The following is a 21373-nucleotide window of genomic DNA, read 5'->3' as shown; positions in this document are numbered from 1 at the left end:
TCTTTACAAAAGAAGAACAAAAATCCACGGAGAACCGCCATGTACCAACTTTTCATCGAAGGCCTGCAACGCCTCGGCCGCGCGCTGATGCTGCCGATCGCGATCCTGCCGATTGCCGGCCTGCTGCTGCGCCTGGGCGATACCGACCTGCTGAACATCGCTATCATCCACGACGCTGGCCAGGTGATCTTCGCCAACCTGGCGATGATCTTCGCCATCGGCATCGCGGTCGGTTTCGCCAAGGACAACAACGGTACGGCGGGGCTTGCCGGGGTGATCGGCTACCTGGTGATGATCTCCACCCTCAAGGTGCTCGACCCGAGCATCAACATGGGCATGCTTGCCGGGATCGTCAGCGGCCTGATGGCTGGCGCGCTGTACAACCGCTTCAAGGACATCAAGCTGCCGGAGTACCTGGCGTTCTTCGGTGGCCGGCGTTTTGTGCCGATTGTCACCGGGTTCGCCGCCGTGGGGCTGGGCGTGGTGTTCGGCTACATCTGGCCGCCGATCCAGCACGGCATCAACAGCTTCGGCACGCTGATGATGGAAAGCGGCAGCTTCGGCGCGTTCGTTTTCGGTGTGTTCAACCGCCTGCTGATCGTCACCGGCCTGCACCACATCCTCAACAACATGGCGTGGTTCGTGTTCGGTAATTTTACCGACCCCACCACTGGCGCACTGGTGACTGGCGACCTGTCGCGCTACTTCGCCGGCGACCCGAAGGGTGGCCAGTTCATGACCGGCATGTTCCCGATGATGATCTTCGGCCTGCCCGCCGCCTGCCTGGCGATGTACCGCAACGCCCTGCCGGAGCGGCGCAAGGTAATGGGCGGGATCTTCCTGTCGATGGCATTGACCGCGTTCCTGACCGGCGTCACCGAGCCGATCGAATTCGCCTTCATGTTCCTCGCGCCGCTGCTGTTTCTGCTGCATGCGTTGCTGACCGGCCTGTCGATGGCCATCACCAATGCCCTGAACATCCACCTGGGGTTCACCTTCTCCGGCGGCTTCATCGACATGATCCTTGGCTGGGGCAAGTCCACCAACGGCTGGCTGGTGTTCCCGGTGGGCCTGGCGTATGCGGTGATCTATTACGTGGTGTTTGATTTCTGTATCCGCCGCTTCGACCTGAAGACACCGGGCCGCGAAACCAGCGCTGCCAGCCCGCAGGTTAAGGTGGCCGACAATGAACGCGCCGGGGCTTACATCAAGGCCTTGGGCGGAGCCGAAAACCTGATCACCGTCGGCGCTTGCACCACCCGCTTGCGCCTGGACATGGTGGATCGCAACAAGGCCTCGGATACCGATTTGAAAGCGCTCGGCGCCATGGCCGTGGTGCGCCCCGGCAAGGGCGGGAGTTTGCAGGTGGTGGTCGGGCCAATGGCCGATGTCATCGCCGATGAGATTCGCCTGGCAATGCCGGCGTTGGGCCGCGCCCTGGTGTCGTCACCAGCGGCGGAAACCGAAGCAGCGCCACCTGCCGCCGTGGCGACACCCGAGGCGCAGCAATGGCTCAATGCCCTGGGGGGTGGCGACAATGTGCTGCAACTCGATTGCGTCGCCATGACCCGCATCCGCCTGCAACTGGCCAATGGCAAGGCGCTGTCGGAGTGTGATTTGAAAGCGCTGGGCTGCCAGGGTGTCAGCCAGCTTGAAGGCGGCATCTGGCATCTGCTGATTGGCGACAAGGCGTCGAGCTTGAGTGATGCGCTGGAAGCGTTGGTCAATCGCAGTGAGGTGAGTGCCAAGGTTTAATCTACGACGCACATATTGTAGGAGGGGAACTCAAGGCAATAAAAAACCCGCTGAAATCTCTTTCAGCGGGTTTCTCATTTCAGCAGCCAGGAAGATCAGAAATCCTCCAACCGCCACACTTCATAAGCCGGCGTCTCGTAGGGATGGCTCTGTTTCAGAGCCGCCACCACCGAACGAATCAACTCATTGGCCACCACCAGCTCAACCTTCCATTCCTCGACCTGCTCGACCTGCCCGGCCTCGCCAATGAACGGCTGGCTGCCATCCAGTGGACGAAACTGGCCCAGGCCCAACACCTGCCATGCGCAGTGGTCGTAAGCACCGATTCGACCGCCACCGGCGGCGAATACGGCACTCTTCACGTCTTCGACGTGACTGGTTGGAACAAAAAAGCTGAGCTTGTACACGGCGCTTGGTTCACCCGCTTTTAGTTTACCCAGACCCGAGCATTACGGAACATACGCATCAGCGGTGCATCTTCGTTCCAGTCGTCCGAACGCCACGAGTTCTGCACGGCGCGGAACACACGCTCCGGGTGCGGCATCATGATGGTCACGCGACCGTCGCGGCTGGTCAAACCGGTGATCCCGCGCGGCGAACCGTTCGGGTTGGCCGGGTAGCTTTCGGTGACCTTGCCGTGGTTGTCGACGAAACGCATCGCCACGCAACCGGACAGATCGGCTTCCAGCAGTGCTTCTTCGCTGGCGAACTCGGCATGGCCTTCGCCGTGGGCGATGGCGATCGGCATGCGCGAACCGGCCATGCCTTGCAGGAAGATCGAGTTCGACTCCTGGATCTGCACCATGGCAACACGGGCTTCGAACTGCTCGGAACGGTTACGCACAAAGTGCGGCCAGAACTCGCTGCCCGGGATCAGCTCGTGCAGGTTGGACATCATCTGGCAACCGTTGCACACGCCGAGGGTGAAGCTGTCGTTGCGTTCGAAGAAACCCTGGAACGCATCGCGGGCACGGCTGTTGAACAGCGCGGATTTCGCCCAGCCTTCACCGGCACCCAGTACGTCGCCGTAAGAGAAACCACCGCAAGCGACCATGCCCTTGAACTCGTTCAGGTCGACACGGCCGGCCAGAATGTCGCTCATGTGCACGTCGATCGCGTTGAAACCGGCGCGGTCGAATGCAGCCGCCATTTCCACCTGACCGTTGACGCCCTGCTCACGCAGTACGGCAACCTGTGGGCGAATGCCTTTCTTGATGTAAGGCGCGGCGATGTCCTGGTTGATGTCGTAGCTCAGCTTGACGCTCAGGCCAGGGTTGTCTTCTTCCAGCAGCACGTCGAACTCTTGCTCGGCGCAGTCGGCATTATCGCGCAGACGCTGGATCTGGTAGCTGGTCTCGGCCCACTGGCGTTGCAGCAGACGACGCTGGCCTTCGAACACGGTGTCACCGTTGAAGGTGATGCTGATCTCGCCATTGTTCATTGGCTGACCGATCACCGACACGCAATCGCCCAGGCCGGCGGCGCTGAACTGCGCGAGGATGTCCGGGGTAGCGTCCTGGCGAACCTGGATCACGGCGCCCAGTTCTTCGTTGAACAGGATGGCGGCGATGTCGTCGGAGGTTTCCGCCAGACCGTCGAGGTTCAGGCTCAGGCCACAGTGACCGGCGAACGCCATCTCGACAACGCTGGTCAGCAGACCACCGTCGGAACGGTCGTGGTAGGCCAGCAGGTGACCGTCGGCGTTGAGGCCCTGGATCACCGCGAAGAAGGCTTTCAGGTCTTCGGCGTCATCGACGTCCGGAGCCTGCTTGCCGAGCTTGCCGTGAACCTGTGCCAGGATCGAGGCGCCCATGCGGTTCTGGCCACGGCCCAGGTCGATCAGGATCAGGTCGGTGGTGCCCTTGTCCATGCGCAGTTGCGGGGTCAGGGTCTGACGGATGTCAGTCACTGGCGCGAAACCGGTCACGATCAGGGACATCGGCGACGTGACGGACTTGTCCACGCCTTCATCGTTCCAGCGGGTGGCCATGGACATCGAGTCCTTGCCCACAGGAATGGTGATACCCAGCTCAGGGCACAGCTCCATGCCGACCGCTTTCACGGTGTCGTACAGGCGTGCATCTTCACCCGGGTGACCGGCTGCGGACATCCAGTTCGCCGACAACTTGATGTCGGAGATCTTGCCGATGCGCGAAGCAGCGATGTTGGTCAGGGTTTCGCCGATGGCCATGCGGCCCGACGCCGGAGCGTCCAGCAATGCCAGCGGAGTACGCTCGCCCATGGCCATGGCTTCACCGGTGTAGACGTCGAAGCTGGTGGCGGTGACGGCAACGTCGGCCACCGGAACCTGCCATGGGCCGACCATCTGGTCACGGGCCACGAGGCCGGTGATGGTGCGGTCGCCGATAGTGATCAGGAAGCTCTTGCTCGCCACGGCCGGGTGATGCAGGACGCGCTCGACGCAGTTGGCGATGTCGAGGGTCGACGGATCGAAATCGTCGCCCAGCTCGCTTTCACGAACCACCGAACGGTGCATGCGCGGAGCCTTGCCCAGCAACACTTCCAGTGGCATGTCCACCGGGCTGTTGCCGAAGTGGCTGTCGGTCACGGTCAGCTGCGGTTCGGCAGTGGCTTCGCCGACCACGGCAAACGGGCAACGCTCGCGTTCGCAGATGGCCTTGAAGCGCTCGAAGTCAGCCGGACCGACCGCCAGAACGTAGCGTTCCTGGGATTCGTTGGACCAGATTTCGTGCGGGGCCATGCCCGGCTCGTCGTTTGGAATGTTGCGCAGTTCGAAACGGCCACCACGGTCGCCGTCGTTGACCAGCTCCGGGAAGGCGTTGGACAGACCGCCCGCACCCACGTCGTGGATGAAGCTGATCGGGTTCTTGTCGCCCAGCTGCCAGCAACGGTCGATGACTTCCTGGCAGCGACGTTCCATTTCCGGGTTTTCGCGCTGTACCGAAGCGAAGTCCAGGTCTGCCGAGCTGGTACCGGTGGCCATGGAGGAAGCCGCGCCGCCGCCCAGGCCGATCAGCATCGCCGGGCCGCCGAGCACGATCAGCTTGGAGCCGACCAGGATCTCGCCTTTCTTGACGTGTTCTTCACGGATGTTGCCCATGCCGCCAGCCAGCATGATCGGCTTGTGGTAACCGCGAACTTCGTCACCGTGCGGGGTGGTGATCGATTGTTCGAAGGTACGGAAGTAGCCGGTCAGCGCCGGACGACCGAATTCGTTGTTGAACGCAGCGCCGCCCAGCGGGCCTTCGATCATGATGTCCAGCGCGGTAACGATGCGCTCAGGCTTGCCGTACGGCACTTCCCACGGCTGTTCGAAGCCCGGGATCTGCAGGTTCGACACGGTGAAACCGGTCAGGCCAGCCTTCGGCTTGGCGCCACGGCCGGTCGCGCCTTCGTCGCGGATTTCGCCACCGGAACCGGTGGATGCGCCCGGGAACGGGGCAATCGCGGTCGGGTGGTTGTGGGTTTCAACCTTCATCAGGATGTGCACCGGTTCCTGCACCGCGCCGTACTGGCGGGTCTCAGGGTCCGGGAAGAAACGACCGGCCACGGAGCCGACGATCACCGAAGCGTTGTCCTTATAAGCTGACAGAACGCCTTCGCTGTGCATCACGTAGGTGTTCTTGATCATGCCGAACAGGCTTTTTTCCTGGCTCTCGCCGTCGATATCCCAACTGGCGTTGAAGATCTTGTGGCGGCAGTGCTCGGAGTTCGCCTGGGCGAACATCATCAGTTCGATGTCGTGCGGGTTGCGCTTCAAGCCGACGAAGGCGTTGACCAGGTAGTCGATCTCGTCTTCGGCCAGGGCCAGGCCCAGCTCGGTGTTGGCTTTTTCCAGCGCGGCGCGGCCACCACCCAACACGTCGATCGCGGTCAGGGGTTTTGGCTCGGCGTGGCTGAACAGGCCGGCGGCCTGTTCGAGGTTGCCCAGGACGATCTGGGTCATGCGGTCGTGCAGACCGTCGGCGATCAGCTGGGCTTCAGCGTCGCTGAACTGGCCGGCCACGTAGAACGCGATACCGCGCTCCAGACGCTGGATTTTCGCCAGGCCACAGTTGCGAGCGATGTCGCTGGCCTTGCTCGACCACGGCGAGATGGTGCCGAAACGCGGCAGTACCAGAAACAGACGACCGGTCGGTTCCTGTACCGGAACGCTTGGACCGTACTTCAGAAGGCGCGCAAGCACCTGCTGTTCGTCGCCGGTCAGGACGCCGGTAACTTCGGCGAAGTGAGCGAATTCAGCATACAGGCCACTGACAGCCGGAACCTTCTGGCTCAGTTGCTCAAGGAGCTTGCTGTGGCGAAAGGCAGAAAGGGCAGGAGCGCCGCGCAGGATCAACATCTTCGGGACAGCCTCGGGAAGGGGTGTGCTTTGAGGCCGTGCATTCTAGCCTAAACAGCCCGCGACATCACCCGAAACGCTACGCACGGTTGCACTCGGGTGCCGATCTGTGTTTCTGCCTCGAAAGTCAGGTTAATTGGGCGTGTGACGACAGCTTATTTTTACTGTAACAAAATGCAGAAAAGGCCCATTCCTGCGGGGTTTCGGCCGGTTTTGTGATCTCTAGCAGACTAGCCCCTCACTGTCGAGATATGGCGCCCGTGGTCCTTTGCGTATACTGCGCAGATGTTTTTCCCAACGGCTTTGCGTCCGCGGTACGCCAAATGGCTGATCGCAACCGGACTCTTCCTGATGCTCGGTGGCTGTGTTGATAAACCCAACACGCTCGAGCGCGTAAAGGAGGATGGTGTGCTGCGGGTGGTTACCCGAAACAGCCCCGCCACCTACTTTCAGGATCGCAACGGTGAAACCGGCTTCGAATACGAGCTGGTGAAGCGCTTCGCCGACGATCTGGGGGTCGAGCTGAAGATCGAGACCGCCGACAACCTCGATGACCTGTTCAACCAGGTCGGCAAGCCCAACGGACCGGTGCTGGCGGCTGCCGGCCTGGTCAGCAGCGAAGAGCGCAAGAAGCAGGTGCGCTTCTCCCACTCCTATCTGGAAGTCACCCCGCAGATCATCTACCGCAACGGCCAGTCCCGGCCGACCGATGCGAAGGATCTGGTGGGCAAGAAGATCATGGTGCTCAAGGGCAGCACCCACGCCGAACAACTCGCGCAACTGAAGCAGAAATTTCCCGGCATTGAATACGAAGAGTCCGACGCGGTCGAGGTCGTCGATCTCCTGCGCATGGTCGACGAAGGCCAGATCGACCTGACACTGGTCGACTCCAACGAAGTGGCGATGAACCAGGTGTACTTCACCAACATCCGGGTCGCCTTCGACCTCGGTGACGCGAGCAACCAGAGCTGGGCCGTCGCCCCGGGCGAGGACAACAGCCTGCTCAACGAAATCAACGATTACCTCGACAAGGTCAAGAAGAACGGCACCCTGCAACGCCTCAAGGACCGCTACTACGGGCATGTCGATGTCCTCGGCTACATGGGCGCCACCACCTTTGCCCAACACTTGCAGCAACGCCTGCCCAAGTACGAACAGCACTTCAAGGCCTACGCCAAGAAGGAGAAAGTCGACTGGCGCCTGCTGGCTGCGATCGGCTATCAGGAGTCGTTGTGGCAACCGGCCGTCACGTCCAAGACTGGCGTGCGTGGCCTGATGATGCTGACCCAGAACACCGCGCAAGCCATGGGCGTGTCCAACCGCCTCGATCCGAAGCAGAGCATCATGGGTGGCGCCAAGTACCTGGCCTACATGAAGGACCAGTTGGACGACTCGATCCAGGAACCGGATCGCACCTGGTTCGCCCTGGCCGCCTACAACGTCGGCAGCGGTCACCTCGACGACGCCCGCAAACTGGCCGCCAAGGAAGGGTTGAACCCGGACAAATGGCTGGACGTGAAGAAGATCCTGCCGCGCCTGTCGGAAAAGAAGTGGTACAGCAAAACCCGTTACGGCTACGCCCGTGGCGGCGAACCGGTGCATTTCGTGGCGAACATCCGTCGCTACTACGACATCCTGACCTGGGTCACGCAGCCGCAGCTTGAGGGCGATCAGGTCGCCGAGGGCAAGCTGCTTGTTCCGGGGATCGACAAGACCAAGCCAGCTCAAGAGCCCGCCCCGCTCTAAAAAGCAAAAGATCGCAGCCTGCGGCAGCTCCTACAGGGTTATGTGTTCACCTGTAGGAGCTGCCGCAGGCTGCGATCTTTTGCTCTTAACCCTTCAACGCCGCCGCCAGAATCAGCGCCTTCATCTCCGCAACAGCCGACTTGAAGCCAACGAACAGCGCATGGGCCACCAGCGCATGGCCGATGTTCAGCTCGTTGATGCCCTTGATCGCCGCCACGGCTTCAACGTTGTGATAGTGCAGGCCATGGCCAGCATTGACGATCAGCCCCTGGGCCAGGCCGAAAGCCACGCCATCGGCCACACGCTTGAGTTCTTCGGCGACTTCAGTCGGCGTCTCGGCATCGGCATAACGCCCGGTGTGCAGTTCGATGGCCGGCGCGCCGACTCGGCGGGAGGCTTCGATCTGGCGCTCATCGGCGTCAATGAACAGCGACACTTCAGAGCCGATCTTCGACAGGCGCTCGACCGCGGCCTTGATTCGCGCTTCCTGCCCCGCCACGTCCAGGCCACCTTCGGTGGTCAACTCTTGACGGGTTTCCGGCACCAGGCAGATGTGTGCCGGGCGGATGCGCTCGGCGAACAGCATCATTTCTTCGGTGACACCCATTTCGAAGTTCATGCGGGTTTGCAGCACGTCCTTGAGCAGCAGAACGTCGCGTTCCTGAATGTGCCGACGGTCTTCGCGCAGGTGCACGGTGATGCCGTCGGCGCCCGCCTCTTCCGCGTCCAGTGCAGCCTTGACCGGGTCCGGGTAACGGGTGCCCCGGGCCTGACGCAGGGTGGCAACGTGGTCGATGTTCACGCCAAGAAGAATGCGGGTGCTGGTGGTCACGGAAAGCGCTCCAGAAGAAGAGAAAGTTCGGTGCACAGCATACGGGGAGACTAGGGCTTGCGAAACAGCTCGCGACTGACAAGTGGACGGCCGCCCAAGTGAACGGCCAACGCCTGGCGCATCAAGCGCTTGGCGGCAGACAGGGCGCCGGGGGCGGACCAGTCGGCCTCAGCCATGGCCAGCAGTTCGACGCCGTTGAACAGGCCCGGTTGCAGCAGATAGACCCGCTCAAGCCCTGCATCCACTTGCAAACGGTAGAGGCCGTCCGGCGCGATGGGCTGATCATGAATATCAGTCGTCAGGGAAAACCCGTAGCCGAGGTCATCGAGCAAGCGCCATTCGAAGGAGCGCAGCAAGGGCTCCAGTGGTCGACCTTCGGCCAGGGCCAGCAAGGTGGCGGCGTAGTGATCGAACACCGAAGGGAGCGGATCTTCAGCGGGCAACAGGCGAATCAGCAGCTCATTGAGGTAAAGCCCACTGAACAGCGCCTCGCCATTGAGCCAGGTTGAAACCCCGGCACTTTCCATGCGCCCGACATTCTTCAGCTCGCCCTTGCCCCGGAACTCGACTTCCAGTGGCACGAATGGCCGCGCCAGCGTCCCGGCCTTGCCCCGCGCACTGCGCAACACCGCCCGCAACCGGCCTTGCGGCGTGAGGAAGTCCACCAGCGCGCTGTTTTCACGGTAGGCGCGGGAGTGCAGGACGTAGGCGGGCTGGGCGATGGGAGCGGTGGTCGACATGGTGATGGATTTACCTGTCAGGGATTGCAAAAAGATCGCAGCCTTCGGCAGCTCCTACAGGTACACACCATCTCATGTAGGAGCTGCCGAAGGCTGCGATCTTTTGATCTTTAAAGCCTGTTACAGGTCGCCGTAACCCAACGAACGCAACGCACGCTCGTCATCGGACCAGCCGCCCTTAACCTTGACCCACAGGTTGAGCATGATCTTGGAGTCGAACAGCAGCTCCATGTCCTTGCGCGCTTCGGTGCCGATACGCTTGATGCGCTCGCCCTTGTCGCCAATGATGATTTTCTTCTGGCCATCGCGCTCGACGAGGATCAAGGCATGGATGTGCAGGGTCTTGCCCTGCTGCTTGAACTCTTCGATTTCAACGGTGATCTGGTACGGCAGCTCGGCGCCCATCTGGCGCATGATTTTCTCGCGCACAAGCTCGGCGGCGAGGAAACGACTGCTGCGGTCGGTGATCTGGTCTTCCGGGAAGAAGTGATCGTTTTCCGGCAGGTGCTCGGCGATCACGCGCTCCAGAGCATCGAGGTTATGCCCGTGCTGTGCGGAAATCGGGATGATCTGCGCATTCGGCAACTGCTCCTGCAACCAGCTCAGGTGCGGCATCAGCTCGGCCTTGTCTTCGATGCGGTCGGTCTTGTTCAACGCCACGATCAGCGGGCCGGTCACGTACTGGACGCGCTCGAGAACCATCTGGTCCTCTTCGGTCCACTTGGTGCGGTCGACCACGAAGATCACCACGTCGACGTCTTTCAACGCCGCCGAAGCGGTCTTGTTCATGTAGCGGTTCAGGGCCTTCTCGCCACCCTTGTGCATACCAGGGGTGTCGACGTAGATCGCCTGCACATCGCCCTCGGTCTTGATACCGAGCATGTTGTGACGGGTGGTTTGCGGTTTGCGCGAGGTGATTGCCAGCTTCTGACCCAGGATGTGGTTCAGCAGCGTGGACTTGCCCACGTTCGGACGGCCGACGATGGCAACATAGCCACAGCGAGTTGCGTTTGTATCAGTCATTGCCATTCTCCACACCCAGGGCAATCAGTGCTGCGGCGGCCGCTACCTGTTCGGCAATACGACGACTCACACCCTGACCTCGGCTTTTTTCATTCAGTAAGATGATTTCGCATTCGACGAAGAACGTCCGGCAATGCGGCTCACCCTGGATATCCACCACTTCGTAACGCGGCAGCTCACAACCACGGGACTGCAGGAACTCCTGCAGGCGGGTCTTTGGATCTTTATTGGTGTCGACCAGCGTCAGGCCTTCGAACTCGCCAGCAAGCCAGGCGAGCACACGCTCGCGGGCCATTTCCATGCCGGCATCGAGGTAGATCGCACCGATCAGCGCTTCGAGGGCATCGGCCAGGATCGACTCGCGACGGAAACCGCCGCTTTTCAGCTCGCCCGAGCCCAGGCGCAGGTATTCGCCCAGATCGAAACCACGGGCCAGTACGGCCAGGGTCTCGCCTTTGACCAGGCGCGCGCGCAAACGCGACAACTGGCCTTCGCGAGCCAGCGGAAAGCGCTCGAACAGCGCCTCGCCGGCGACGAAGTTGAGAATGGCGTCACCGAGGAATTCCAGGCGTTCGTTGTTACGCCCGGCAAAACTGCGGTGAGTCAGGGCCAGGACCATCAGTTCCTGATCCTTGAAGGTGTAGCCGAGCTGACGCTCTAGACGGCTTAAGGAGACGCTCACGGTTTACCCACGCTGAGTTCGTGGCTGGATTCCACCGCCATCGCCGTAAGGCGGCGCAGGCTTGGGACAATTAAAGCTGTGTTCAAAAATAACGTCCTGAATATCATTGTTTGCATGCCTCTGGCGCCCATTGTGCCGGTTCCAGAAATGCATTCGGCGCTGTGTTCACAGCGCCGTGTCTGATTACTTGATCAGGCCAACCCGCGAGAAATTCGGCAGGTGGCTGAGTTTGGGTTCCGGCCAGCTCATCCAGACTGCAAAGGCCTTGCCGACGATATTCTTGTCGGGAACCATGCCCAGCAGATCCTTGGGAATGTTCGGATCATCCCAGTAGCGACTGTCATTCGAGTTGTCGCGGTTGTCGCCCATCATGAAGTAGTGCCCGGCCGGCACGGTCCACGAACGGTCCGGCATGGCGCGGTAGCGGCTCATTTCCTTGCGGATCATGTGCTCGGCCGCACCGAGTTTTTCCTTGTAGAGCTCGGCGCTGCCCAACGTGCCCGGCTCGGAGCCGACCAGTTGCTCGGCGATCGATTGACCGTTGACGAACAGGCGCTTGTCGGCGGTGTAGCGAACCGTGTCGCCCGGCAAACCAACCACACGCTTGATGTAGTTGACGTTCGGATCGCTCGGGTAGCGGAACACCATGACATCACCGCGCTGCGGATCACCGACTTCGATGACTTTCTTGTCGATCACCGGCAAGCGGATCCCGTAGGAAAACTTGCTCACCAGGATGAAGTCGCCGACATCCAGGGTTGGCTTCATCGAACCGGAAGGAATCTGGAACGGTTCCACCAGGAACGAACGCAGCACCAGCACGATGAACAACACCGGGAAGAACGACTTGCCGTATTCAACCAGCAGCGGCTCTTTGTTCAGCTTCTCGACCACGACCATGTCAGGCTGGCTGACGCTGCCCTGATAGGAAGCGATGGCGGCACGCCGACGCGGGGCCAGGATCAACAGATCGAGCAACGCCAACAGGCCGCAGACAAACACGGCAATGACCAGCAACAGCGGGAAATTTAGCGACATAGGACCTAACTATCCAACCTGAGCACGGCAAGGAAGGCTTCCTGTGGAATTTCCACGTTGCCGACCTGCTTCATGCGTTTCTTACCGGCCTTTTGCTTCTCCAGCAGTTTCTTCTTACGGCTGACGTCACCACCGTAGCATTTGGCCAATACGTTCTTTCTGAGCGCCTTGACGGTTGTCCGCGCCACAATCTGCCCGCCAATGGCGGCCTGGATTGCTACGTCGAACATCTGCCGCGGAATCAGTTCTTTCATCTTCTCGGTCAGCTGGCGACCTTTGTAGTGCGAGTTGTCACGGTGCACGATCAGCGCCAGGGCATCGACCTTGTCACCGTTGATCAGCACGTCCAGTTTCACCAGGCTGGCCGATTGATAACGATCGAAATGGTAGTCCAGCGAAGCATAGCCGCGACTGGTGGACTTCAGACGGTCGAAGAAGTCCAGCACCACTTCGTTCATCGGCAGGTCGTAGGTCACTTGTACCTGGGAGCCGAGGAACAGCATGTCAACCTGCACACCACGTTTTTCGATGCACAGGGTAATGACGTTGCCCAGGTGCTCCTGCGGCACAAGAATATTGGCCCGCACGATCGGCTCACGCATGTCTTCGATCGAGGACAGGTCCGGGAGCTTCGACGGGTTATCGACGTAGATCGTCTCGCCGGTCTTGAGCAGCAGCTCGAAGATTACCGTCGGCGCCGTGGTGATCAGGTCCAGGTTGTACTCGCGCTCCAGGCGCTCCTGGATGATTTCCATGTGCAGCATGCCGAGGAACCCGCAACGGAAACCAAAGCCCAGGGCATCGGAACTTTCCGGGGTGTACTGCAGGGACGAGTCATTGAGCGTGAGCTTTTGCAGCGCCTCGCGGAAATCTTCGAAGTCGTCGGAGCTGACCGGGAACAGACCGGCGTAAACCTGCGGCTGAATACGTTTGAAGCCTGGCAGTACGTCAACGTCCGGCGTCGAGCTCAAGGTCAGGGTGTCGCCCACTGGCGCACCGTGAATGTCCTTGATGCTGGCGATGATGAAGCCCACTTCACCGGCCTTCAGGTCAGCGGTAGGGGTATGCTTCGGGTTGAATACACCGACGCTGTCCACCAGGTGGATCTTGCCGGTGGACTTGACCAGGATCTTGTCGCCCTTCTTCACACGACCGTGGCGCACGCGTACCAGGGAAACAACGCCCAGGTAGTTGTCGAACCAGGAGTCGATGATCAACGCTTGCAGCGGATCTTCGTAGTTGCCGGTCGGCGCTGGAATGGTGGCGACCAGGCGCTCGAGCACTTCGTCGACGCCCAGGCCGGTCTTGGCCGAGCACTCGACCGCATCGGTGGCATCGATGCCGATGATTTTTTCGATTTCTTCTTTGACACGGTCCGGATCGGCCTGTGGCAGGTCGATCTTGTTCAGCACCGGCATCACTTCCAGGCCCTGCTCGATCGCGGTGTAGCAGTTGGCAACCGACTGCGCTTCAACGCCTTGACCGGCATCGACCACCAGCAGCGCGCCTTCACAGGCGGCCAGCGAACGGCTCACCTCATAGGTGAAGTCAACGTGGCCGGGGGTATCAATGAAGTTCAACTGGTAGTTGATACCGTCGCGAGCCTTGTAATACAGGGTGACGCTGTGCGCCTTGATGGTGATCCCGCGTTCACGCTCAAGGTCCATGGAGTCCAGGACCTGGGCTTCCATTTCGCGCTCGGCGAGGCCGCCACACATCTGGATGAAGCGATCGGCCAGCGTCGACTTGCCATGGTCAATGTGGGCGATGATGGAGAAATTGCGGATATGACTCAAATCACTCACGGATCAACACTCAAAAAGGCTGCAGGCATAGCCCGCCGAAAAATAGCCGGGAATTGTACCTGATCCACGGCGCGAGCGTCACGTTCGCAGGTCAGACGGTGCCTACAAAAACGCCCCGGTCTTGCGACAAGGGCGTTTTTTAACGTCAAAGCGGTCGGAAAATGCCCGCCATCAGCCGGCTCGACGCAACAGCCAGAGCCCCGCAACGGCACAAATACCCGCCGGCACCAGCACCGAAAGCAACGGCGGGAAGCCGAATACCTGGCTCGAAGGCCCCAGCAGATCCTGAACGATGCGGAAGGTGAAACCCACCAGCACGCCGGTGAACACCCGTTGACCCAGGGTCACCGAACGCAGCGGACCAAAGATGAAGGAAATCGCCATCAACACCAGGGCGGCAGTCACCAGCGGCTGCAACACCTTGACCCAAAATGCCAGCCAGTAGCGGCCATTGTTCAGCCCCTGGTCCGCCAGATAGTGGATGTAACCCCACAGGCCGCTGATCGACAGCGACTCCGGCACCATGACTACGGTATTGAGCAACTGCGGGCTCAACGCAACTTCCCAGCGCTCTTGCGGGGTCGCAACCACTTCGGTGCTGCGCTCGTGGAACAGCGTGGTCGTGACATCCGTCAACTGCCAGTGATCGGTGTCGAACTCGGCACGCTTGGCGAAGCTCGCCGACAGCATGTGCCGCTCGTTGTCGAAACGATAGCGGGTCACGCCGTACAGGATGCCGTTGGGTTGCACCGAGTTGACGTGAATGAACTCATCGCCCTGGCGGTGCCACAAGCCGTGCTTGGCGCTTTGTGCATCACCGCTGCCCTGTGCCAGCGAGCGATTGGCCTGCGCCATGGTTTCGGCAGGCGGAGCGACGTACTCACCGACCAGCACACCGGCCAGCATCAATACCAGCATCGGCTTCATGACCGCCCAGACGATCCGGCCGATCGACACACCGGCGGCGCGCATGATGGTCAGCTCACTGTTGCTGGCCAGGCTGCCAAGACCGATCAGGCAGCCGATCAGCGCAGCCATCGGCAGCATTTCGTACATCCGGCGCGGAGCGGTCAACACCACATAACTCAGCACATCGACCAAGGTGTAGGTATCGCTGACTTCACCCATCTCGTCGATGAAGGCAAACAGTGTCGCCAGACCAAGAATGATCCCGAGCACCGCCAGGATCGCCATGAACACACTGCTACCAATGTAGCGATCCAGCTTAACCACGGGCCACCTCCAGCGCGCTGCGGCGACTCGCCCTCTTCAAGCGCAAGGGTTCCCAATAGAGCAAGCCCAGGCCGATGGACAGGAAAATCCCGTGCACCCACCACAAGCCAAACATCGCGGGGATCTTGCCCTTGTCGAGGGCACCGCGGGCGGCGATCAGAATGGTCAGGTAAGCCATATAGAGAAGAATCGCCGGCAATAATTTGAGGAATCGGCCCTGGCGCGGATTGACCCGCGACAGTGGCACCGCCATCAGGGTCACGATGAACACCAGCAACGGCAGAGACATACGCCATTGCAGTTCGGCGCGCATGCGAATGTCTTCACTGCCGATCAAGGTACGGGTCGGCATCGCGTCACGGTCGGTGACTTCGTCACTGACTTCCGGCTTTGGCAGCAACACACCGTACTCGTCGTACTTGATCGCCCGGTAGTCAGCCTGCCCCGGACTACCGTCATAGCGATAGCCGTTATCAAGGATCAGGTAGCGGTTGCCGTCCGGACGAATTTCCTGGCGACCCTTTTCCGCCACCAGCACAGAAATCCCGCGATCCTTGTTATTGGAACTGATGTTTTTTTGCGAGATGAACACACCCCCCAGATTGACGCGGTCATCGGACATGCTCTCGGTGTAGGTGACCCGGGTGCCGTCACGCAAAGCCTGGAAGCGCCCAGGCTCCAGGGTATCGAATTCAGTCAGGGCATCCTGCTTGTTCAGCAGCAACTGAAACTGATTGGCCCCCTGTGGCGCCAGGCTCAGGCTCAGCCACGCCACGAGGAGCGCAACCAGAGTGGCCGGGAACAGCGTCATGCAAAACAGCCGCTGCTGGCTCATGCCGGTGGCCGAGAGCACGGTCATTTCGCTTTCGAGGTACAGGCGCCCGTAGGACAGCAGGATCCCGAGAAACAGCCCAAGCGGCAGGATCAGCTGGAGGAACCCCGGCAGGCGATAGCCCATGATCAGGAACAACGAACCCGGATCCAGCAGGCCTGAAGCCGCCTGGGCGAGGTATTTGATGAAGCGACCGCTCATGATGATGACCAGCAGCACGGCACTGACGGCGCTCAAGGTCAACAGGACTTCGCGGGATAGATAACGGAAGACGATCAAACCAGACACTCCAGGGTTGTCAGGCTAAGGCGGCCAAACAAGCAAACGTATCGGCCAGCCCGCAAGGCAGAGCCGCCGAAAAAAGATGGCGCATTATCCTGTGATTGGGTGCGCCTGTCACTGCACAAGCTCAAGCAGCCTGTCAAAGCGTTGAAGATCGTACAACCGAGGGTTGTCAGCCGCCGGTAGCGAGGTTCAAACTGCGGCCTTTGTCGCCGGTCGATCCTGGCGCCTTTCTATTTATAAGCAATCGACGCACATAAGGTGTCGGGCGCATGCGTGATAACCATCAATTCAGGGACCCGGACATGGAACTGGTTGTAAAAAGCGTCAACCCCGAAACGTTGAAGACCGCCACTCTCGTGGTCTCCGTTGGCGAAGGCCGCAAGCTCGGCGCTGTTGCCCGACAACTCGACGAACTGAGCGGCGGCGCGATCAGCGCTGTGCTCAAGCGCGGCGACCTGGCCGGCAAGGTTGGCCAGAGCCTGTTGCTGCACAGCCTGCCGAACCTCAAGGCCGAGCGCGTGCTGCTGGTGGGTGTGGGCAAGGACGACGAACTGGGTGACCGCCCGTTCCGCAAGATCATCGCCGGCATCCTCAACACCCTCAAAGGCCTGGGCGGCAGCGACGCGGTGCTGGCCCTCGACGAAGTCGTGGTCAAAGGCCGCGACAGCTATGGCAAGACCCGCCTGCTGGCCGAAACCCTGGTGGACGGCGAGTACAGCTTCGACCAGTTCAAGAGCCAGAAAGCCGAAGCCCGCGCCCTGAAGAAAATCACCCTGCTGACCATCAAGGCTGCCCAGGCCGAAGTGCAACGCGCCGTGGCCCACGCCACCGCCATCGCCAACGGCATGGCCTTCACCCGCAACCTGGGCAACCTGCCGCCGAACATCTGCCACCCGACCTTCCTCGGCGAGCAGGCCAAAGACCTGGGCAAGGAATTCAAGGACCTGAAAGTCGAAGTCCTCGACGAGAAGAAGATCAAGGCCCTGGGCATGGGCTCGTTCTACGCCGTCGGCCAGGGCAGCGCCCAGCCTCCGCGCCTGATCGTCATGCAGTACAACGGCGGCAAGAAATCCGAGAAGCCGTACGCGCTGGTCGGCAAGGGCATCACCTTCGACACCGGCGGCATCAGCCTCAAGCCAGGTGCCGGCATGGATGAAATGAAGTACGACATGGGCGGCGCCGCCAGCGTGTTCGGTACCCTGCGTGCCGTGCTCGAACTGAAGCTGCCGATCAACCTGGTGTGCATCCTGGCCTGCGCCGAGAACATGCCGAGCGGCAACGCTTCGCGCCCGGGCGACATCGTCACCACCATGAGCGGCCAGACCGTGGAAATCCTCAACACCGACGCCGAAGGCCGTCTGGTGCTGTGCGACGCCCTGACCTACTCGGAGCGCTTCAAGCCGCAAGCGGTCATCGACATCGCGACCCTGACCGGCGCCTGCGTGGTTGCCCTGGGTTCCCACACCTCGGGCCTGCTGGGCAACAATGACGAACTGATCGGCCAACTGCTGAGCGCCGGCAAAGCTGCCGACGACCGCGCCTGGCAACTGCCGCTGTTCGATGAGTACCAGGAACAGCTTGACAGCCCGTTCGCCGACATCGCCAACATTGGCGGCCCGAAAGCCGGCACCATCACCGCGGCCTGCTTCCTGTCGCGCTTCACCAAGAACCTGAACTGGGCGCACCTGGACATCGCCGGCACGGCCTGGACCAGCGGCGGCAAGGATAAGGGCGCCACTGGCCGTCCGGTTCCCCTGCTGACCCAATACCTGCTGGACCGCGCCAAAGCCTGAAACCGTTGATGGGCGGCGGCGTCACTCTGCGGTGACGCCGCTTGCCGCTCTGGAACCGCAATGACCAAAGTCGACTTCTATATCCTGCCCAGCGCCGATCCTTCGGCACGCCTGGACTTTGCCTGCAAGCTCACCGAGAAAGCCTGGCGCATGGGCCACCGCATCTACCTGCATTGCAGCGACGCGGCCCAGCGTGACGATCTCGATGCGCGGCTGTGGGCGTTCAAGGGTGAAAGCTTCGTGCCCCACGGCCCTGCCGACAGCGAACCTGAAGGTTTTATTGTCCTGGGGTTGGGCGATGACTGCGGTCAGCATCAGGATTTGCTGGTCAATCTCGACCTGAAGGTCCCGGCCTTCACCAACAAGTTCGCCCGGGTGGCGGAAGTGGTGGTGGAGGATCCGACGATCAGAGCGGCCGCGCGGGAGAGTTTCCGTTTCTACCGCGAACAGGGCTATCCTCTGCAAGATCACCGTTTACAGCGACTCTGAGCCTTCCAATGGACACTCCAAAACCGCTGCAACAGTCCGCGCACCTGCTGGACGACCTTGAGTCGATCCGCCAATTGCTCGGCGATGACAACCTGCAACCGCCCCTGCTGACCGACACGGTCGAGGAAGGTGACCAGGAACAGATTCCCATGTTGTTCGACGCCGTGAGCGAGCCTTCGCCCCCTGTCGTACCGACAACCCCTGCCCCCATCGTTGAACCCGTCACCATGGCAACGCCGGCGCCTGCCGCCAGCAAGAACCCGGATGACCTGCTGCACCTGGACAGCGAATTGCGCGCCGCCGCGCAGTTGATCATGCAAGACGTGATCGACGACTTCGCCCCGCACATCGAGACCGAAATCAAACGTCGCCTCAGTGCACGACTGGAGCGGTTGTTGAGCCAGTACAACGACTGAATAATTGTGGAGAGGGAGCTTGCTCCCTCTCCACAGGTTGAATCTTCAGGTGCTCAAGTAACGCCCGATCAACGCAATTCCGCTGGCCAGCACCAGCCACGTCACCAGCCGCACGAACGCCTCGCGGGACAGGCGCATGGTCAACTTCCGGCCAACCCAAAGCCCCAGCACCATCGCCGGCAACAGACAAACCGCAAGCACCAGCAACGGCAAATCGGCATACACACCGGCGATGGCAAACAGGCTCAGACGCACCACCGTACTGCAACTGATCAGCGCACTCTGGGTCGCCCGCGCCGCCTCCTTGGGCAATCGGCTGTTCAAATAGATCGCATAGAGAAAGCCGCCGCTGCCAAACAACGCGCCGAACATCCCGCCCACCGTCCCCATCGGCAGCGCCCACGCGGCGGACAACTGCGCCGGACGGACCTTTATCCACAGGCTGTAAATCGCATAGGCACTGATAAACAGCCCCATCAATAGCAGCAACAGGTCGGACTTAAGGTTCAGCAGGAATATCACGCCGAGGGTGCACCCCACCGCCATGCACGGCAGCAACCGCAGAAGTTCCGGTTTCGCCACATCACGCCGCGAAGGCAACAGATTGCCGAATGCCGCGACAAAGTCGAGCAACACCAGCAAGGGCACGATCTTGGACAGCGGCATGAACAGAATCAGAATCGGCCCCGCCACCAGTGCGGTGCCAAAACCGGCGATGCCGAACACGATGTAGGCCAGGGCGACGCCTGCACCGATCACCAGCCAGTCCAGCGGGCCGAAGGGCCATTGGTTTAATAACTCAATCACATCCATTTCCCTGTCTTCCATAAATTTGCGCCACGACTTTACCCCTGTGGGAGCGAGCTTGCTCGCGATGGCGATCTGTCTGGCACATCAATGCTGAATTTGCTGGCCCCATCGCGAGCAAGCTCGCTCCCACAAGGGAATTGTGCAGGATCATGGAGATTGGTCACCGAATGCCTTTAAACTGCGCCCCATGATTAAAGATCCCTTTGCAAGACTCGGCCTGGACCGCGAAGTCCTGACCGTCAGCCAGCTCAACGGCCGCGCCCGGGTGTTGCTCGAAGACGTGTTCAGCAACATCTGGGTCGAAGGCGAAATCTCCAACCTCGCCCGCCCGGCGTCCGGCCACGTGTATTTCACCCTCAAGGACAGCGGCGCCCAGGTGCGTTGCGCGCTGTTCCGGCAGAACGCGGCACGGGTTCGCCAGGCCTTGAAGGACGGTCTGGCGGTCAAGGTGCGCGGCAAGGTCTCTCTGTTCGAGGGGCGCGGTGATTATCAGCTGATCCTCGACACCGTGGAGCCGGCCGGCGACGGCGCCTTGCGCCTGGCCTTCGATGCACTCAAGGAAAAGCTCAGCGCCGAAGGCCTGTTCAGTGCCGAACGCAAGGTGCCGCTGCCGGCGCATCCGCAACGCATCGGCATCATCAGTTCGCCCACCGGGGCGGTGATCCGCGACATCATCAGCGTGTTCCGTCGTCGTGCACCGCAGGTGCAATTAACCCTGATCCCTACCGCCGTACAGGGCCGCGAAGCCACGTCGCAGATTGTCCGTGCCCTGAAACTGGCGGATGCCCGTGGCTTCGATGCGCTTATCCTGGCCCGGGGCGGCGGTTCGCTGGAAGACCTCTGGTGCTTCAACGAAGAAGCCGTGGCCCGTGCCGTAGACGCTTGCGTGACGCCGATTGTCAGCGCGGTCGGCCATGAAACCGATGTGTCGATCAGCGACTTCGTGGCCGACGTACGCGCGCCCACCCCTTCCGCTGCCGCCGAATTGCTGGCACCGGACTCCAGCGACCTGGTGCGTCGGGTCGAAAGCCTGCACCGACGGCTGGTGATGCGCATGCGTGACCGCTTGATGCGCGATCGCTTGCGCCTGGAAGGCATTTCCCGACGCCTGCGCCATCCCGGCGAGCGCCTGCGCCAACAAGCGCAACGCCTGGATGACCTGGACATGCGCATGCGCCGCGCGTTCGAGCGCAGCCTCAACACCCGTCGCGAACGCTTGATCCGCCTGGAAACCCGTCTGGCCGCACAACATCCGGGCCGGCAACTGGCAATGCTGCGCCAGCGCCTCGACAGCCTGGCCGAACGCCTGCCGCGCGCTATCCGCGAAGGGCTGAAGAACCGTCGCCTGCAACTGCACAGCCAGATGCAGACACTGCATGTGGTCAGCCCGTTGGCGACCCTTGGCCGTGGCTACAGCATCTTGCTGGACGAGCGCGGCAACGCGATCCGCAACGCCGCGCAAACCCATACCGGCCAGCGCCTGAAGGCCAAACTGGGCGAAGGCGAACTGCAAGTGCGGGTCGAAGACAATCACCTGACGCCCGTCACCCTTTCTTTACTGGATTGATCC

Annotated in this window: 17 protein-coding genes; 6 read left to right on the top strand and 11 right to left on the bottom strand. The window is 61.1% G+C overall.

The genetic code is table 11. The features are described from left to right. Window positions 1-39 precede the first annotated feature (39 nt). On the top strand, window positions 40-1755 hold the full coding sequence (gene nagE / locus AB4O40_RS22690; protein ID WP_223542203.1) for an N-acetylglucosamine-specific PTS transporter subunit IIBC: 1716 nt from the start codon (window positions 40-42) through the stop codon (window positions 1753-1755). Between the two features lie 95 nt (window positions 1756-1850). Here nagE and AB4O40_RS22685 read toward each other — a convergent pair whose 3' ends face one another. Then, window positions 1851-2162, bottom strand: coding sequence for a YqfO family protein (locus AB4O40_RS22685; protein WP_056721222.1), 312 nt, complete (start codon window positions 2160-2162; stop codon window positions 1851-1853). Between the two features lie 20 nt (window positions 2163-2182). Next, a complete protein-coding gene (gene purL / locus AB4O40_RS22680; RefSeq protein WP_056721224.1) occupies window positions 2183-6079 on the bottom strand; it encodes a phosphoribosylformylglycinamidine synthase in 3897 nt (1298 codons plus the stop codon). Between the two features lie 285 nt (window positions 6080-6364). Here purL and mltF point away from each other — a divergent pair, with 285 nt between their 5' ends. Then, entirely contained in the window at window positions 6365-7825 is a 1461-nt protein-coding gene (gene mltF / locus AB4O40_RS22675; RefSeq protein WP_056721226.1) for a membrane-bound lytic murein transglycosylase MltF, read from the top strand. Between the two features lie 85 nt (window positions 7826-7910). Here mltF and pdxJ read toward each other — a convergent pair whose 3' ends face one another. The 8 genes from pdxJ to lptF all read right to left on the bottom strand — a co-directional run bounded on the left by pdxJ (window position 7911) and on the right by lptF (window position 16289). Continuing rightward, window positions 7911-8657, bottom strand: coding sequence for a pyridoxine 5'-phosphate synthase (pdxJ, locus tag AB4O40_RS22670; protein WP_056721229.1), 747 nt, complete (start codon window positions 8655-8657; stop codon window positions 7911-7913). Window positions 8658-8707: 50 nt separating this feature from the next. Further along, window positions 8708-9397, bottom strand: a complete 690-nt coding sequence (gene recO, locus AB4O40_RS22665; protein WP_223542204.1) for a DNA repair protein RecO — start codon at window positions 9395-9397, stop codon at window positions 8708-8710. A gap of 120 nt (window positions 9398-9517) precedes the next feature. Then, a complete protein-coding gene (era, locus tag AB4O40_RS22660) occupies window positions 9518-10420 on the bottom strand; it encodes a GTPase Era (RefSeq protein WP_007973959.1) in 903 nt (300 codons plus the stop codon). After that, complete coding sequence (gene rnc, locus AB4O40_RS22655; RefSeq protein WP_008053221.1) at window positions 10413-11102, bottom strand: ribonuclease III; 690 nt, start codon at window positions 11100-11102, stop codon at window positions 10413-10415. Before rnc ends, era begins: the two co-directional genes overlap by 8 nt. 183 nt (window positions 11103-11285) lie before the next feature. Continuing rightward, a complete protein-coding gene (gene lepB / locus AB4O40_RS22650) occupies window positions 11286-12140 on the bottom strand; it encodes a signal peptidase I (protein WP_056721233.1) in 855 nt (284 codons plus the stop codon). A 5-nt stretch (window positions 12141-12145) separates the two neighbouring features. Continuing rightward, the gene (gene lepA / locus AB4O40_RS22645; RefSeq protein ID WP_008053223.1) at window positions 12146-13945 is read right to left on the bottom strand and encodes a translation elongation factor 4; all 1800 of its coding nucleotides are present in this window, start codon (window positions 13943-13945) and stop codon (window positions 12146-12148) included. A gap of 171 nt (window positions 13946-14116) precedes the next feature. After that, complete coding sequence (gene lptG / locus AB4O40_RS22640) at window positions 14117-15178, bottom strand: LPS export ABC transporter permease LptG (protein WP_056721235.1); 1062 nt, start codon at window positions 15176-15178, stop codon at window positions 14117-14119. Next, window positions 15171-16289 carry an LPS export ABC transporter permease LptF gene (lptF, locus tag AB4O40_RS22635; RefSeq protein WP_056721237.1) on the bottom strand — a complete coding sequence of 373 codons (1119 nt, stop codon included), beginning with the start codon at window positions 16287-16289 and terminating at the stop codon, window positions 15171-15173. The genes lptG and lptF overlap by 8 nt, the downstream gene beginning before the upstream one ends. 308 nt (window positions 16290-16597) lie before the next feature. Between lptF and AB4O40_RS22630 the strand changes: the two genes are divergently transcribed. The 3 genes from AB4O40_RS22630 to AB4O40_RS22620 are packed head-to-tail and all read left to right on the top strand — an operon-like array spanning window position 16598 to window position 18993. Then, window positions 16598-18088 (top strand): leucyl aminopeptidase, encoded by a 1491-nt coding sequence (locus AB4O40_RS22630; RefSeq protein ID WP_056722283.1) that lies wholly within the window; start codon window positions 16598-16600, stop codon window positions 18086-18088. Window positions 18089-18148: 60 nt separating this feature from the next. Next, complete coding sequence (locus AB4O40_RS22625) at window positions 18149-18577, top strand: DNA polymerase III subunit chi (protein WP_223542206.1); 429 nt, start codon at window positions 18149-18151, stop codon at window positions 18575-18577. Between the two features lie 8 nt (window positions 18578-18585). After that, complete coding sequence (locus tag AB4O40_RS22620; protein WP_056721240.1) at window positions 18586-18993, top strand: hypothetical protein; 408 nt, start codon at window positions 18586-18588, stop codon at window positions 18991-18993. A 45-nt stretch (window positions 18994-19038) separates the two neighbouring features. Here the strand turns inward: AB4O40_RS22620 and AB4O40_RS22615 are convergent, their stop codons facing one another. After that, the gene (locus AB4O40_RS22615) at window positions 19039-19806 is read right to left on the bottom strand and encodes a sulfite exporter TauE/SafE family protein (RefSeq protein WP_223542207.1); all 768 of its coding nucleotides are present in this window, start codon (window positions 19804-19806) and stop codon (window positions 19039-19041) included. A 184-nt stretch (window positions 19807-19990) separates the two neighbouring features. Between AB4O40_RS22615 and xseA the strand changes: the two genes are divergently transcribed. Next, a complete protein-coding gene (gene xseA, locus AB4O40_RS22610; protein WP_223542208.1) occupies window positions 19991-21370 on the top strand; it encodes an exodeoxyribonuclease VII large subunit in 1380 nt (459 codons plus the stop codon). Window positions 21371-21373 lie beyond the last annotated feature (3 nt).

The organism is Pseudomonas sp. S2_F07 (genome assembly GCF_054668325.1).
Note: the sequence above shows the minus strand (reverse complement) of the source record. Positions and strands in the feature narration are given on the sequence as shown.

Coding starts and splice junctions, on each gene's coding strand:
- nagE (WP_223542203.1), top strand. CDS start 40: ATGTACCAACTTTTCATCGAAGGCCTGCAACGCCTCGGCCGCGCGCTG.
- purL (WP_056721224.1), bottom strand. CDS start 6,079: ATGTTGATCCTGCGCGGCGCTCCTGCCCTTTCTGCCTTTCGCCACAGC.
- mltF (WP_056721226.1), top strand. CDS start 6,365: ATGTTTTTCCCAACGGCTTTGCGTCCGCGGTACGCCAAATGGCTGATC.
- recO (WP_223542204.1), bottom strand. CDS start 9,397: ATGTCGACCACCGCTCCCATCGCCCAGCCCGCCTACGTCCTGCACTCC.
- era (WP_007973959.1), bottom strand. CDS start 10,420: ATGACTGATACAAACGCAACTCGCTGTGGCTATGTTGCCATCGTCGGC.
- lepB (WP_056721233.1), bottom strand. CDS start 12,140: ATGTCGCTAAATTTCCCGCTGTTGCTGGTCATTGCCGTGTTTGTCTGC.
- AB4O40_RS22630 (WP_056722283.1), top strand. CDS start 16,598: ATGGAACTGGTTGTAAAAAGCGTCAACCCCGAAACGTTGAAGACCGCC.
- AB4O40_RS22625 (WP_223542206.1), top strand. CDS start 18,149: ATGACCAAAGTCGACTTCTATATCCTGCCCAGCGCCGATCCTTCGGCA.
- AB4O40_RS22620 (WP_056721240.1), top strand. CDS start 18,586: ATGGACACTCCAAAACCGCTGCAACAGTCCGCGCACCTGCTGGACGAC.
- AB4O40_RS22615 (WP_223542207.1), bottom strand. CDS start 19,806: ATGGATGTGATTGAGTTATTAAACCAATGGCCCTTCGGCCCGCTGGAC.
- xseA (WP_223542208.1), top strand. CDS start 19,991: ATGATTAAAGATCCCTTTGCAAGACTCGGCCTGGACCGCGAAGTCCTG.